Origin of the sequence: Pseudoalteromonas marina (assembly GCF_000238335.3) — a bacterium.
Lineage (GTDB): Bacteria > Pseudomonadota > Gammaproteobacteria > Enterobacterales > Alteromonadaceae > Pseudoalteromonas > Pseudoalteromonas marina.
In genome coordinates, this window is record NZ_AHCB03000012.1 from 1 (window position 1) to 14910 (window position 14910).

At 37.8% G+C, this 14910-nt stretch carries 10 protein-coding genes; 9 read left to right on the forward strand and 1 reads right to left on the reverse strand.

Annotated features, from left to right (window positions below; translation table 11 throughout):
* Positions 1–161: 161 nt before the first annotated feature.
* The 7 genes from PMAN_RS15955 (at position 162) to PMAN_RS15985 (ending at position 9761) form a co-directional block, all read left to right on the forward strand.
* On the forward strand, positions 162–1400 hold the full coding sequence (locus PMAN_RS15955) for an AAA family ATPase (RefSeq protein ID WP_006793244.1): 1239 nt from the start codon (positions 162–164) through the stop codon (positions 1398–1400).
* 15 nt (positions 1401–1415) lie between these two features.
* Complete coding sequence (locus tag PMAN_RS15960) at positions 1416–2378, forward strand: hypothetical protein (RefSeq protein WP_008131808.1); 963 nt, start codon at positions 1416–1418, stop codon at positions 2376–2378.
* Between the two features lie 424 nt (positions 2379–2802).
* Positions 2803–5949, forward strand: coding sequence for a DEAD/DEAH box helicase (locus PMAN_RS15965; protein WP_010556160.1), 3147 nt, complete (start codon positions 2803–2805; stop codon positions 5947–5949).
* Positions 5950–6616: 667 nt separating this feature from the next.
* Positions 6617–8083 carry a DNA recombination protein RmuC gene (locus tag PMAN_RS15970; protein ID WP_010556159.1) on the forward strand — a complete coding sequence of 489 codons (1467 nt, stop codon included), beginning with the start codon at positions 6617–6619 and terminating at the stop codon, positions 8081–8083.
* A gap of 125 nt (positions 8084–8208) precedes the next feature.
* Positions 8209–8790 (forward strand): hypothetical protein, encoded by a 582-nt coding sequence (locus PMAN_RS15975; protein WP_010556158.1) that lies wholly within the window; start codon positions 8209–8211, stop codon positions 8788–8790.
* A 54-nt stretch (positions 8791–8844) separates the two neighbouring features.
* A complete protein-coding gene (locus PMAN_RS15980; RefSeq protein WP_010556157.1) occupies positions 8845–9297 on the forward strand; it encodes a GNAT family N-acetyltransferase in 453 nt (150 codons plus the stop codon).
* 56 nt (positions 9298–9353) lie between these two features.
* Positions 9354–9761, forward strand: a complete 408-nt coding sequence (locus PMAN_RS15985; RefSeq protein WP_010556156.1) for a hypothetical protein — start codon at positions 9354–9356, stop codon at positions 9759–9761.
* Here the strand turns inward: PMAN_RS15985 and PMAN_RS15990 are convergent.
* Positions 9758–10162: a MerR family transcriptional regulator gene (locus tag PMAN_RS15990; RefSeq protein ID WP_010556155.1), complete on the reverse strand. Its 405-nt coding sequence runs from the start codon at positions 10160–10162 to the stop codon at positions 9758–9760. The two genes, PMAN_RS15985 and PMAN_RS15990, sit on opposite strands and share 4 nt — an antisense overlap.
* A gap of 92 nt (positions 10163–10254) precedes the next feature.
* Between PMAN_RS15990 and PMAN_RS15995 the strand changes: the two genes are divergently transcribed.
* Positions 10255–11496, forward strand: coding sequence for an NADH:flavin oxidoreductase/NADH oxidase family protein (locus tag PMAN_RS15995; RefSeq protein ID WP_010556154.1), 1242 nt, complete (start codon positions 10255–10257; stop codon positions 11494–11496).
* Between the two features lie 135 nt (positions 11497–11631).
* Positions 11632–14832: a glycoside hydrolase family 2 TIM barrel-domain containing protein gene (locus PMAN_RS16000; RefSeq protein WP_010556153.1), complete on the forward strand. Its 3201-nt coding sequence runs from the start codon at positions 11632–11634 to the stop codon at positions 14830–14832.
* The last annotated feature ends 78 nt before the right edge of the window (positions 14833–14910 follow it).

Below are 14910 nucleotides of genomic sequence, written 5' to 3' on the forward strand. Positions count from 1 at the left end.
TATTTAACCACCTTTAAACTTCTTTATTTATACTAAGCAATATTAAAGGTGTAAATTTATATTATGATGTCTTCTTTTTAAAACACATGTCGTCATAAATAGTTGTTTACAGGTATTTGAATGGACATTATACTAATTGCTTAACTTTGAGGAAGGAAAGTATGTCAATTAACAATAATGCGCTTGATACCTATCGACTTTTAAAAGCAACTGCCGAAGTTGCTGAAAAGTCATTAGAAGGACGTATTCAACATTATCGCGCTCATCTTAAATCAGAAGAGAAAGAATTAAGAACATACACCCAAAAAGCAGCCGCTGATTTATTAGGATGTAACAATCGTACACTAAAACGTCGTCATGATAATGGCGACTTTGACGATTTGAATATCAAACGGGGCGCTAACGGCCATTATGCTTACACATTGGTTAATATATTTGCAATGGCAGATATTATGGACATAAAGCCAGATCACCGTTCTGATAGTGATAAACTACAAGTTATTGTTATTAATTCACTCAAAGGGGGCTGTGGCAAAACAACCAGTATGGTTAATATTGCAGCGGCACTTGCCACCACTAATATTAAGCGATACCGAATTGGGATTATAGATTTAGACCCTCAAGGTTCTTCATCGAGTTTTTTCCCATCGAGTGAACACGATCCCATTACTGTCGGAGATCTAATGCGCGATTGTATCGACTTAGACGACGGTGAAACCTGGCCAGAATTTGTTTCAAGTTCATTTTTACCAACACATATTCCTAATATTCGTGTTTTACCTTCCGGTATGGATGACTTTTACTTTGAACACGAAACCGCCACTTTACTCAAAGACACATCAAATTATGAAGAAACACGTCATTATCATAAATTACTCGAAAAAGTAATTGATCCGGTAAAAGACGAGTTCGACATATTACTAATCGACACTGCCCCTACCCTCAACTTTATGTTTTATAATGCATTAATGGCATCTACAGCTATGTTAATTCCTGTTCATCCAGAAGCTGTTGATTTTGATGCTAATAATAAATATTTAAAACGTTTAGGTGAGATTTATCATACTGTTGCCGCACTTGGCCATGAAGGTTGGGACTTTATGCAGTTTTTAGTTACTAATTACGTAAAAGGTAACCATTCACAACGTGACATTGTTAAAGATGTACGTAGTGCTTTTGGTCGCCAAGTAATGAGTTACCCAATTAACCATAGTTCAGCTATCACGGCGAGCTCATCATCGTTTAATACCATTTTTGATCAAAAAGCATCAGACAGTTTAGCAAGTCGCGAGTCTCTTATGCGAGCACAAGAAAATATTAAAGATGTTGTTGACGAACTTGAAATGCTGATCAGATCCAATTGGCAGTCTACTCAATCAAAATTAAATACACCTAAGTAAGGATGTTAAATAATAATGGCTAAAAAACGTAAAAACGACACCCGCTTAGACCCATTTGCAACAGCTGTAGGAAATAGCAGCCTTGATGCGCTTTTAGAACAAGCTAATGCTGGCGATGTAATTAAAATGCCGGCACCGAGTGATTCTTCGCGACAAATTACCCTTGTTTGTAAAGTAATTTCACATGCTGATATTGAAAAAACGACTCATGTTTATGGCAAAAACCGTCGTGTTCAGTCGCTTTTAAACGAAAAATCGGTGTCGGATATTCTTCCTGCTATTCGTGAAGATGGACGAAATCAGCATCCAGCTCTGCTTTGGGAGCAAGGAGATACAAGTTTAGTACTCGCTGGTTCTCGCCGCAGAATGGCGTGTATTTTAGGTAAAGCAGATTATCTTGTTTTAAGTTCAAGCGATTTCACAGAGCAAGATGCTAAAATTTTAGCTGTTTCGTCTGACCAATATATAGCACCCAGCTTGTGGGAATTAGGTCAAGCTTATCAACAAACCAAAAACGAACTTCTTGAACAAGGTAAAAAAGGATCGTATCGCGAAATTGCAGCCATTGAAGGTGTATCCCACACAGCAATTGCAGATGCAATAAAAGCGTATGAGCAAATACCGTCTTCTGTTATTGCTTTGTACCCAACAGCAAATCACGTTGGTAGAGAAGTCGCTAAAAAGCTTGTTATTGCCAAGGAGCGCGATGCTGAGAGCTTTAACCTGTTAGTAGCTAATGTTGCTAGTAACGCTGAGGTAAACGCCATCACAAGTGACGACAAGCGTGCTATGGCTATCACTAAGTTATTGACTGCTGAACCTCAAGCACCTTCAAAGAAAGAAGCTGTGTTGGAAAACGAGTATGTCATGTTGCAACGAAACTTAAAAAGTGGCGATGTGTCGATTAAGATTAATAATAAAGTAATGACCGACAAACGCTTAGAGCAGTTGACTAAGTTATTAAGTGCATTTAATTAGTTAGTAAAATAACGATCTGCTTGGTCCTATCAGTTAGTTAAACTATGATCTAGTAGTCTGTCTAGTTAGTAAAAATTTGATCTATATTAGTGTTGTTATAGCTGTTTTACTTAAATAGCCTTAATGAGATCATTTTTTTACTAACTACTATCCATTTCCTGGTCCTTCTTCTGTCATTATCTTATCTCTTAGTAAAATTATGATCTGTAAAGCCCCTACGCTGTGTGTAAGGTGTTTATATTTTGTTTGTTATTTGTGGGTTACTGTTTGTTTTTTTATTACGCTGCTGTTTAACATCATAAACCGAATTTTTACTAACCTATCAACTCCAACCAGTTTACATTACTGTGAATAGTGCTTTAGCTCAGCGCTTATAAGGCATATACTGGGAAAATTATTTTAAAAAATTAATCCTTTGAGTGACATGTCTGCTAACTTATCAAAAAATGATTTACTGGCTATTTTTGAAGAAATTAAAAATGAGCAGGCTACCCAGTTTCCTCTTTCTGAGCGTTTTATAAATAAACTGTTTAAGCCAAATGTGTTGGCAAAGGGTAAAGCGTATTATAAAAATGGTAAAATCGCCTGGTTAGAACATAACAGTGACTTTTCGGTGATAGACTCAACCGTTCAAAGTGATACCGGCGCCTCTTATAATCAGCGAATCGAGATCAGTAAATTACCAACGGGTTATTCTGTTGATACCCACTGTACGTGTAATATTAAATCAAAATGCCTACACCTAGCAGCCATTTTGTTAAAGCTTAAAATTGAGCACTCTGGTGAGTATGGCGAAGACTATTTTATAAATGATTGGTTCAGTGAATTAAGTACACTCAAAAGTACCGAATCAACAACACCGTCTCAAGTATTACTTTTTGTGTTAAGTGTTGAAAATAAAAAAGTATTTATATCTCCTAAAATAGCTAATTTCGATAAAGACCAAAATTATACCTTAGGGCGCAATCTAACAGACCAGCAATTAAATAGCTTTATAACGCCAAATGATTTACTTGAAAGCGACTTTAGACTTTATAGTTGGATTCGTTCACAAAATGCAGTTGGTAGTCTCGAGTTAAAAGGTCAATGGGGATTTAGTGCGTTACAGCAGTTGATTGCAACCGAGCGCTTATTTTTGCATCGTTCTCGAACTGCAATAAAGCCTCAAAGTGGCCAGGCGCTTAGTTTTAATTGGCAACAAGAAAAAGAGCTTACAAAATTAGTCGTTAATTTAGAACAAAGTAAAAATTGGGCGGTACTCAAAACTACACCTCCTACATACCTTGACCTTGACCACTTAAAAGTTGGCCGTATACGCACACCGTTAAGTGGCGATGAAATAGCCCACTTACAAACCATGCCTGCAATACACAGCCCTAATTTCGACCGTATTTATAAACAGCTTGCAGATAACTTTGGTGCGGGTGTTATTCCCCATCCTACCAATACGCAATCTGTTTTACCGCATACAGCGAGTAATGCAGTAATTAAAGTGACTATGGAAGAGGCTGGTTTAAGGCTGTCTTTATCATTTAAGTATAAAAATAAACATTACCCCGCAGGTACAGCGCCAAATAATTTAATTAACAGCGCGTTTGAAAACACAGTAACCAATGAGCTTGTTAATTTAGGTTTTGAGTTTTGTAAAGGGGGTTTACAAAGTGAGTTTACTTTTAATAAGCAATCAGCAATTCATTTGCATTGGTTAACTTACGAGGTATTTCCGAGCTTTAAAGAGCATGGTTGGAAAGTAACTATTGGTAAGATGGATATCGCCAATCCGCAAAGTGAAGTTACATTGATTGCGAATAGAGCTGCAGGGCATCAAATGCACTGTAAAGTGCTTATTAACAGCAGCAAGCTTTCACAACTTTTTAGCAACGAAGATTCACTTTATCAATCGTTAAATCGACAAAGTCAGTTATTTCATTACTACCCTGTTGGCCGCCAATTTGGTGTTATTAATAAGTCAGCCATGAACGTTTTGTCTGATTTTAAGCAACGTTTTGAGTTTGTAAAAACACGTGACGAATTCAATATACCGCTTTCGTATTTGCCAGAACTTGTAAAACACACTGCAATTAATGTTGAGCTGCACGACGACTCACTCGAGCTCTATCTTGAGGAGCTTAACAGTACACATAAAACAATGCCGAGCGTATCGCTGCATGGTTTAAATGAGTCTGTCGAACTTAGAGAGTATCAACAGCAAGGTGTTGATTGGCTTAGTTTTTTAAAACGCCACAAACTTGGTGGCATTTTAGCTGACGATATGGGGTTGGGTAAAACACTGCAGGTCATTGCGTTTTTAACGAGTACGTACAATCGTCCGCAGGCAGGTCCTACACTAATCGTGTGTCCAACCAGTTTAGTGAGTAACTGGCAAAACGAAATACTTAAATTTACCAAAGGATTAAAGGTAACCACCATATTTGGGTCTAATCGTAACGAGCCACTGCAACACCTAGCGCAAGCACAGTGCATACTGACTACTTACCCTTTGTTAAAACGTGATATAGCTTATTATTCACCGCTTTTTTTTGAAAACATAGTGCTAGACGAAGCGCAATATATTAAAAATGACACGGCGCAAGTATCTCGATTGGTAAAACGTCTTAATGCTGATTTTAAATTGTGCTTAAGCGGTACCCCAATCGAAAACAACTTGCTTGAACTCAAGTCTTTACTCGACTTTGCTATGCCCTCTCTTTTAGGCTCTCAGGTTCATTTTAAACAACATTTTCAAACGCCTATTGAGCGTGAGTCCGACATGCAGCGTGCAGAGCAATTAAAAGCACTCATAATGCCGTTTATATTGCGCCGAACAAAAGCACAAGTGGCGCAAGAACTGCCGCAAAAAACAGAAATAACTAAAGAGTTTGAGTTTGAGCCTAAACAAAAAGAAATGTATCAAGGGATAACACGTGCCCTTGAAGAAAAGCTCATAGATCTATTTGCTGAGCAAGGCGTTCAAAAAAGTAAACTTGCCTTTTTAGAGGCTTTACTGAAGCTAAGACAAATTTGTTGTCATCCAAAGCTCATTGAACCCGATACACAAGCCGGGTCTGCAAAATTAGAATGGTTATCTACTCACCTCCCTTTAATGCTAAATTTGGGGCGTAAAGTAATTATATTTAGCCAATTTACATCAGCGTTAGATTTAATTGCAAAGCAATTAACTGACTTGGACATTAACTTTAGTTTATTAACAGGCCAAACTCGCCATCGCGATAAAGTTATTGATGAGTTTACCAGTGGCAAAACGTCTGTTTTTTTAATTAGCTTAAAAGCAGGCGGCACTGGGCTTAATTTAACGCAAGCCGATACGGTTATTCATTTCGATCCATGGTGGAACCCCGCAGTAGAAAAACAAGCCACCGATCGTGCCTATCGCATTGGGCAAACAAACCCAGTTTTTGTTTATAAGTTGATTATGAGTCATTCAATTGAACAAAAAGTATTTAAAATGCAAGAAGATAAACAAGCACTTGTTGATGCATTATTTACAGACAAATCAATGAGTTTTACACAGTTCGATGAGCAACAAATGCTGTCACTTATAAAAAATTAATTTATTTTAAAATTAGTGCGATCTTTTTTGAACTTATTTAAATGCAGGGCGTCTACTATTATGCTTGTTGATTAATTGCAGTTAACACAAGTTTTCATGTTGATTCCCTATTTAGTTACTAATTTTTAGTAATGATTAAGCCAGTTCATTTTGAACTGGCTTTTTTTATGCCTGTTTTTAGTGTTTAGTTGCTTATTAGTCGGGGCTAAAGTTATTTAAATTAATTTGATCTTTTTTTGAACTTATTTGAACGCAGGGCGTCTACTATTATGCTTGTTGATTAATTGCAGTTAACACAAGTTTTCATGTTGATTCCCCCCTATTTAGTTACTTATTTAGTAATGATCAAGCCAGCTCACTTTGAACTGGCTTTTTTTATGTTTAATTTTTACCGTTTAATGCTTTATTTGCCAATAATCAGTTTTTTTAAAATAATTTGATCTTTTAATGAACTTAATTCAAAACAGGGCGTCTACTATTGTGCTTGTTGATTAATTGCAGTTAATTCAAGTTTTCATGTTGATTCCCCTGTTGTGTTACTTATTTAGTAATGGTTGAGCCAGTTCATTTGAACTGGCTTTTTTTATGGCTGTTATTTGTTACCCCCTACTTCTACTCAAACTTATTCGTTATGATGGCATGTCCATAAATTTTATAAGTTTATTTTATGATTACTCAAATACTCACCCAAATTGATTGGGTAAGCACAGCTGCAGGGTTTACGGCAGGTGTTGTGCTTTATAGTGTTATTGGTGTTTTGCCTCGCAGAAAATTAAAAAAAACAATTAACGAGCAACAACAGCAACTCTCTTTATTACAAAGTCAGTTCGATAACAAAGCTGAGCAACTTAGCGCCTTACAAGATGAACATGAGTTGCTTGAGCATAGCCACCAAGAACAGCGCGACGAAGCGCAGCATTTTAAAACGCGTTGCAGTGAACAAGAAAAGCAAAGCATGCAATACAATCAGTTTTGGCAAAAAGCCGAAACAGAAATAACGCAGTTGCGTGCACAATATAATCAACGCGATGTAGAGCTTAACTCCATGCGAACTATGCTTGAGCAAAAGCAGCAAAGCTTTACTGCGCAGTTAGCCCAAATAGAAGAAAGTAAAAACGTACTTAAAAAAGAGTTTGAAAATTTAGCCAATAAAATCCTCGATGAAAAAACCCAAAGCTTTAAAGTGACTAACCAAGAAAGTATTGAACAACTGCTTAAACCCGTTCAAGGTGAGTTAAAAGGCTTTAGAGATAAAATGGAATCAATTCATGTTGAGGACTTAAAACAGCGTGCACAATTAAAAACTGAGCTTTTACACTTACAAGCCAAAAGCCAATCCATCACCGAGCAAGCCGATAAGCTAAGTAACGCCTTACAAGGGCAAAAGAAAACCCAAGGTAACTGGGGCGAACTCATGCTCGAAAATGTACTCGATAGCGCAGGCTTACGCGCGGGTACCGATTACAAACGCGAAGTGTCGTTTAATACCGAGGACGGTCGTTTGCGCCCAGATGTTGTAGTGTACTTACCACAAGAGCGACATTTAGTTATAGATGCAAAAACATCCCTTAATGCCTACACCCGTTATGTAAATGCTGAAAATGAACTTGATGCTAATCAAGCTATTAAAGAGCATGTAAATGCAGTTACGGCTCGAATAAACGAACTAGCCAGTAAGTCATATGACCGCCTCCCTGGGTTAAATTCACCTGAGGTTGTCATTATGTTCGTACCTATAGAGTCAGCCTTTGTAGAGGCGCTTAAATATCAAAGTGATATTTATCAACAAGCGATAGAAAAAAACATTCTGGTCGCTACTCCCACTACGCTGTTAACCAGTTTAAATATTGTTAAACAGCTGTGGCGTTTTGAAGAGCAAACTAAATATTCAAAGGAACTGGCAAATCGTGCAGAGCGCTTTTACAACAAATTAAATGGCTTTTTACTCAGCATGGAAGGTGTTGGTAAGCAATTAGACCGAGCAAAAGAAAGTTACGACAAGGCCTTTTCTCAGCTTTACCGAGGTAAGGGAAACTTAATTAAACAAGCCGCCGAATTTAAAGAGCTTGGTGTATCTGTTCAAAAAGAGTTGCCCAACGAGAGCGTAGAGCGAGCACAGTTAGAGTTAGATTAGTCCTTTTAGCTTTATAAAAGCGCTTATAAATTGTAAGCGCTATTGCTCACACTTTTTTTTATGTCAATACACCTAATTATTTGGTTTGAACACACATACAAAAATCAATAAAAGGAACAACGCGAATGAACGCTAAAATTATTATTTTTGCCTTAAGCCTATTAAGCTTTTTTGCCCAAGCTTCAAATGAAAAAGCGTATCAGCCAACAGAAGCTGATTATAGTGAAGGGGAGAAGTGGGTATGGAAATATAAAGGGGTAACACCTAGCAATGAAATACGTGCACAAGGCACCGATACTAAACAAATAGTCAGCGAAAATGGCGCACTTAGTATGTTAACTGCTAAGGGAACTACGTTACTAAAGGTATTAACAAAACCAAATAACAGTAAAACCTCTCGTTATTATTGGCCGTTATATGTAGGTAAAACATGGGTATTTGAAGAGCACTGGGAAAGCGAAGATGGCACCAAAGGCTCAACAATTCAAAACGCTAAAGTTGTCTCTTTTAAAGATGAAAAAGTAGAGGCGGGCACATATAAAGCCTACACCATTGAGTACACTGGTAAAATTACTAATTCGAGAGGCTATTCAGCCGACACACAAGACATACACTTGTATGCACCAACACTAAAAACATTCATTAAGTTAACTCAGCGTCAAAAAGGGTATTTATACGTTGAAGAGCTAATTGAATATACCAATTAATAATTCATTTTTCCCAATAGCTGCAGTATCTAAAAATAAATAAGTGCAATTAAAATGATCACTCAACTAAAAAATGCAGTTCCTTCTGTCGCCGAGCAAATTTATAACGTTTTTCAATGTGCTTATAAAATAGAGGCGCTTTTAATAAAGGTTGAACATTTTCCCCCTCTTAGTAGAACGCAGCATGCCATTGTGCGCAGCAACGCGCTATTTTATGGTTTTTATTATGAGAGTACGCTTGCGGGGGTCATAGAAATTACAGTAAAAAATAAGTGCTTAAGTATCGAAAGCTTAACAGTGCACCCTCGCTACTTTAAAAAAGGAATCGCAGGTAAACTAATTGCTCATGCGCTTACTTTGCATACGTATAATAAAGCTATAGTAGAAACGGCTGTAGCAAATACGCCAGCAATAAATTTATATAAAAAATATGGCTTTTCTGAATATAAACAGTGGTTGCCCGGACATGGTATTTTAAAAACAGCAATGCAGCTTGAAGTTCACTAACAAAATATGTGATTTAGTTTTCCGCTTTAATTAATAAGCCTGATAGGAAGAAAAACATGACAAAAAATAAACTAATTAAATTTGGTTTTATTATGGCTGCGGCCATGAATATAGGTGGTGTTTTACTGTTCTCGCGGTTTTTTACAAATTCCATGATAAACGAACTAGACCCTGTTGTTATGTCTAATTTTGGCTTGTTAATGATTGTTATATGGGGCTTAGCATATTTGGCTAGTGCTTTTATTACCTCAAATATAAAGTGGTTAGCTGGTGCATTTGTAATTGAAAAACTGGTTTATGTTGTTGCTTGGTCATTATGGTTAGCAAACAATAACCTTGATGACGTTTACGATAAAGATGTATTCGCGGGGATTTTTTACAGTATTTACGGTATCAACGATTTTGTGTTTATGGTGTTTTTTGCTTGGGTATTCTTAACACACATCAAAGCACCTAACCGTTAAAACTGAACCTCATCCAATAAGTCACTCATTTGTTGTTGTGTTAAACATTGTCCATTTGACCAGCTTGCATTTAATTGCGTGACTAAATCACCAATACGCTGCGACTTTTTTTGCAGCTGAGCAATCAGCGCATTCGCTTCGTTTTGCTTTTGCTGCAAACGCTCAATAATAACAGTGTGATCCAGATCATTTTCTGGCGTTTTTAATGTGGGTATCTCCTCTAACGAAAACCCTAAACTTTGTGCAAACTTAATCATTTTTATTTGCTCAATGCTTGAATGCTCGTATTGCCTATAACCATTACTGTTGCGGCTGCCTTTCGGTAATAAACCTTTACCTTCGTAATAACGAATTGTACTGGGGGCAACGCCAACAAGATTTGCAAGCTCACTTATTTTCATAGTGGTCCTAAATTAGTTATAAATACTGCCTTGACCTTAAAGCTGACTTTAAAGTTATAGTGGCATTAATGTCAATTTAAACGGTTACAAACATGCCAAAAAATCAACAACAGAGCGTATTTACATCGGTTACTTTACCTAGTGGTTTAGTATTAAAAAATAGGCTAGTAAAAGCGGCCATGGAAGAAAACCTAGCAGATGCCGATCTCACCCCCTCTCAAGTACTTAAAAATTGTTATAACGCATGGGCTAAGGGCGGGGTTGGTTTAATTATTACCGGTAATGTAATGGTTGATCACTTAGCTATGACTGGCCCCGGTGGCCTTGCGCTTGAGCATAATACCGATATAACGCCTTTTGCGGAGCTTGCGCGTTTAGGCCAGCAAAACGACAGTAAAATTGTGATGCAAATTAATCACCCAGGTCGTCAAGTGTTTAAAAAAATGGGGGGAAAGGTGCTTTCAGCCTCCAATGTGGCATTAAGCATGGGAAAACACTCTTATTTATTTGGCCAGCCAAAAGCAATGACACACAATGAAATTGATGATGTGATTGAGCGATTCACAAATACGGCATTACAAGCACAAAAGGCAGGGTTCGATGGCGTGCAAATACATGCGGCTCATGGTTACTTATTAGCACAGTTTTTATCGCCTTTAACCAATAAGCGTGATGATAAATACGGTGGTAGCCTTGAAAATCGAGCGCGTTTACTCACACAAATAACGCAAAAGATTAAGGCTAGTTGCGCAAATAACTTTTCGGTATCGGTTAAGCTAAATTCGGCTGATTTTCAGCGCGGTGGATTTGAACCTAGCGACGCCCAAGCAGTAATTACTCTATTAAGTGACTTAAATATAGATTTTGTTGAGCTTTCGGGCGGTAGTTACGAAGCACCCGCCATGCAAGGTAAAACGGCCGACGAACGTACACTCGCTCGTGAAGCGTACTTTTTAGAATTTGCCAAAACAATTAGTGAACAATCCAGTATTCCTATTATGACCACGGGTGGTATTAGTCGCCTATCAGTGGCTAATAATGTTATTGATTCTGGCGTAGCTTTGGCCGGTATTGCAACAGCACTTGCGTATAAACCTGATTTAGTCAGTATCTGGCAAAAACAACCCGAGTTTATTCCCGCAGCGCCAAACGTTCAGATTAAAGATAAAACCATAGCAGGCCTTGCCACCATGGCATTAGTAAAAAGGCAAATTCGCCGTATGGGACAAGGCAAAGCTGCGAAAGTAAATGCATCATCAGTGTTTACTTTAATTTGCGACCAAATTAGATCTCTTAAATTAACAAAGCGCTATAAACAACATTATATTGAATAGTCTGACACTTAGTTGATTAGAAATAGTCCCCATAGCCGCCGTTGTAGTCTCTATTAATTAGGTTTCTTAATTGTTAAAAATACGCTAAAGTTTAATTAGCATATTTATATGATAAAAAAATTAAAGGAGAACAGGATGCGGCTTAAAGGTTATCTAAAAAAGCTTCTATGCTTTGGGGGACTTTATTTATTAATAACTAGCTTGCCAAGCATTGCAATAGAACAGCAAGTTGCTCAGGCTTGGCAGGATCCAAGTATATTTAGAGTAAATAAACTCCCACCCCGCGCGTTCTATTATCCTACAGCAAATGAGCAAAACGCATTTACACTAGAGCCTTGGCAGTTAGATAGTTATAAATTACTAAATGGGCAGTGGAAGTTTAACTGGGTTGACTCGCCTAGTAGAAAACCAAATGGATTTGAAAAAGTAACCTTCAATGACGCAAGCTGGGATGAAATAGCCGTCCCTGCCAATTGGGAGCTAAATGGTTACGGTTCTCCTTTTTATCACTCTCACTACTGTTTAATACCTAATACTGAGCAAATTGAGCTGCCGCGTTACTATAATCCTGTTGGCTCATACCGAAAAATAATTAACATCGACGAAAGCTGGAATAACAAACAAATCCTTATTCATTTTGGGGCGGTAAAGTCTGCGTTCTATATTTATGTAAATGGTCAGCAAGTTGGTTATTCAGAAGATTCTAAAACTGCCGCCGAATTTGATATTACGCCATACGTTTCTAAAGGTGAAAATACTTTAGCATTACAAGTTTACCGCTATTCAACAGGGTCTTACTTTGAATGCCAAGACATGTGGCGTATGAGTGGTATTGAGCGCGATGTATATTTATATGCAGCGCCAAAAGTGCGTATAAGTGATTTTGAAGCTAATACCACTTTGATTGACAATTACACAAACGGTGAACTAACGCTAACCACAACAGTACAAAACCACACTAAGCAAACCCAAACTAACTTTGACTTACTTGTTTCACTTTTAGACGCAAACGATAAGGTAATGAGTACTAAAACATTGTCAGTTCCTAAAATAAAAAAACAACAAAGTACGCAAGTAAAAACAGTGTTTAAAGTAAATGATGTACTGCCTTGGAGTGCTGAAATTCCTAACCTTTATAAATTAAAAATAGGCTTACGTAATAGTAATGATAAGGTTGTTGAGTGGATTGGAAAATCAATAGGCTTTAGAAGCAGTGAATTAAAAAATGGTAATATTTTAGTTAACGGCAAACCAGTTTTATTTAAAGGTGTAAATAGACACGAGCACGACCCAGAAACAGGGCACGTCGTTTCTAAAGAGTCTATGGAAAAAGACGTTGCATTAATGAAGGCCTTTAATATTAATGCAATACGAATGGCTCATTACCCGCAAGATCCGTACATTTATCACCTTGCAGACAAATATGGCTTATACGTAATGGACGAAGCTAATATTGAGTCACATGGAATGGGAGCCGCAAACCAAGGTAAGTACGACCCCTCGGCACACTTGGTAAATAAGCTTAGTTGGCAAAATGCATACATAGATCGCATTTCAAACATGTATCACCGTTCTAAAAATAATCCATCGGTTGTAATGCGCTCACTGGGTAATGAATCGGGCGATGGTATTAATTTAGAGGCGTCGTACGATTGGCTAAAGCGTCAAGCCCCAGGGTTTCCAGTTGTATCTGAACAAGCACAGTTAAGGCGCCACACCGACGTATACGGTCAAATGTATGCGCCAATCCAATCGGCTATTCGCTATGCTAAAACAATGCATGATGTATCAAGACCCATGATTTTAATTGAATACGAACACGCAATGGGTAATTCGTTAGGTAACCTTGAAGAATATTGGCAGGCCTTTGAAAAATACTCACAGTTACAAGGTGGTTTTATTTGGGATTGGGTCGATCAAACTTTTGCCATGAAAAACAGTAAAGGTGAGCTTTTTTGGGCATATGGTGGCGACTTAGAGCCTCCATTTGCAGTAAGCGCAAAAAGTTTTGCTGCAAATGGGTTAGTATACGCCGACAGAACGCCCTACCCTTATTTGTGGGAGGTTAAACAAGTACAGCAAAACATCGACTTTGAGTTAACGAGCAAAACGCCTTACGAAATAAGCGTAATTAACAAACAGTTTTTTGCCGACCTGTCTGACTTTACTTTGTCATGGCAGCTAATGGCCAACGGTGTTGAAGTCGAGCAAGGTGCTAACCTTGGTATTAATGCCAAACCACAAACATCTCAGCGTGTTAGTTTGCCAATTAAAACAAAACTAAAAGCAGGAATTGAATATTTTTTAAATGTACAAGCCGTTCTCAAAAAGGCTAAAAATACATTGCCAACGGGTCATGTGGTTGCGTCAGAGCAACTAGCATTAACAGGCTTTGCACTGACTAATAATACAAAATCAGCCTCGTTAAAAGTAAAGGATTCTGAAAATTCTTTAGCTTTTTCTACTAAAAACGCTCAATTTACGTTTAACAAAAAAACAGGCTTATTAAATGAAATTAATGTCTTTAGAAAGCCATTACTAGCCAATAGTGTAGACCAACCTGTGCAGCCTAACTTTTGGCGTGCGCCTACCGATAATGATTTACCGCAAAAGGGATATGGTGACTCGTTTGCTGTGTGGCAACACGCGGGATCAAATACAACACTGACTAGTTTTAGTAGTAAAAAAGTATCCTCAACACAATACAAAGTCGAAACAGAGCACACATTAAATAACGTTGAAAGTCGGTACTTCACAACATACACAATAAATGGCAATGGCGTAGTTGATGTAGATGTTTACTTTTATGCTGCACCTCATAATTCGTACTCAGCCTTACCCAGATTAGGTATGCAGTTTGTTGTGAACGAGAACTTTAAAAACGTACAGTGGTATGGCCGAGGGCCTCACGAAAACTACGACGATCGTAAGTCATCGGCTTTTGTTGGCTTATATCAATCTGACGTTGACTCTTTACGTGTACCGTATGTTCGCCCGCAAGAAAACGGTCACAAAACGGATGTAAGGTACGTTACGTTTTATGATGATAAAGGAATTGGTGTTAAGTTCTCTGGCGATCCCTTAATTGGCTTTAATGCATCTTTCTACGATATGCACGACTACGATAAGAGTACTGAACAAGTTAATAGGCGCAATATGCACCCATCAGATTTAACCAAAGCCCCGTACATTTTTGTAAATATAGATTACAAGCAGCGTGGTGTGGGTGGAACGGATTCGTGGGGTAGTAAACCCTTGTACGAATATGAGCTCCCATGGTTAGACTACAAATACAGCTATAAAATTGAAGCTGTTAAGTTAAACGCTAAAAAATAGCTATACATAAAGCTTTAAATGACTACCCTAAGCCCGCTTTTTCCCCTTAAATAGTGGGCTTTTTTTATGTAAAACATG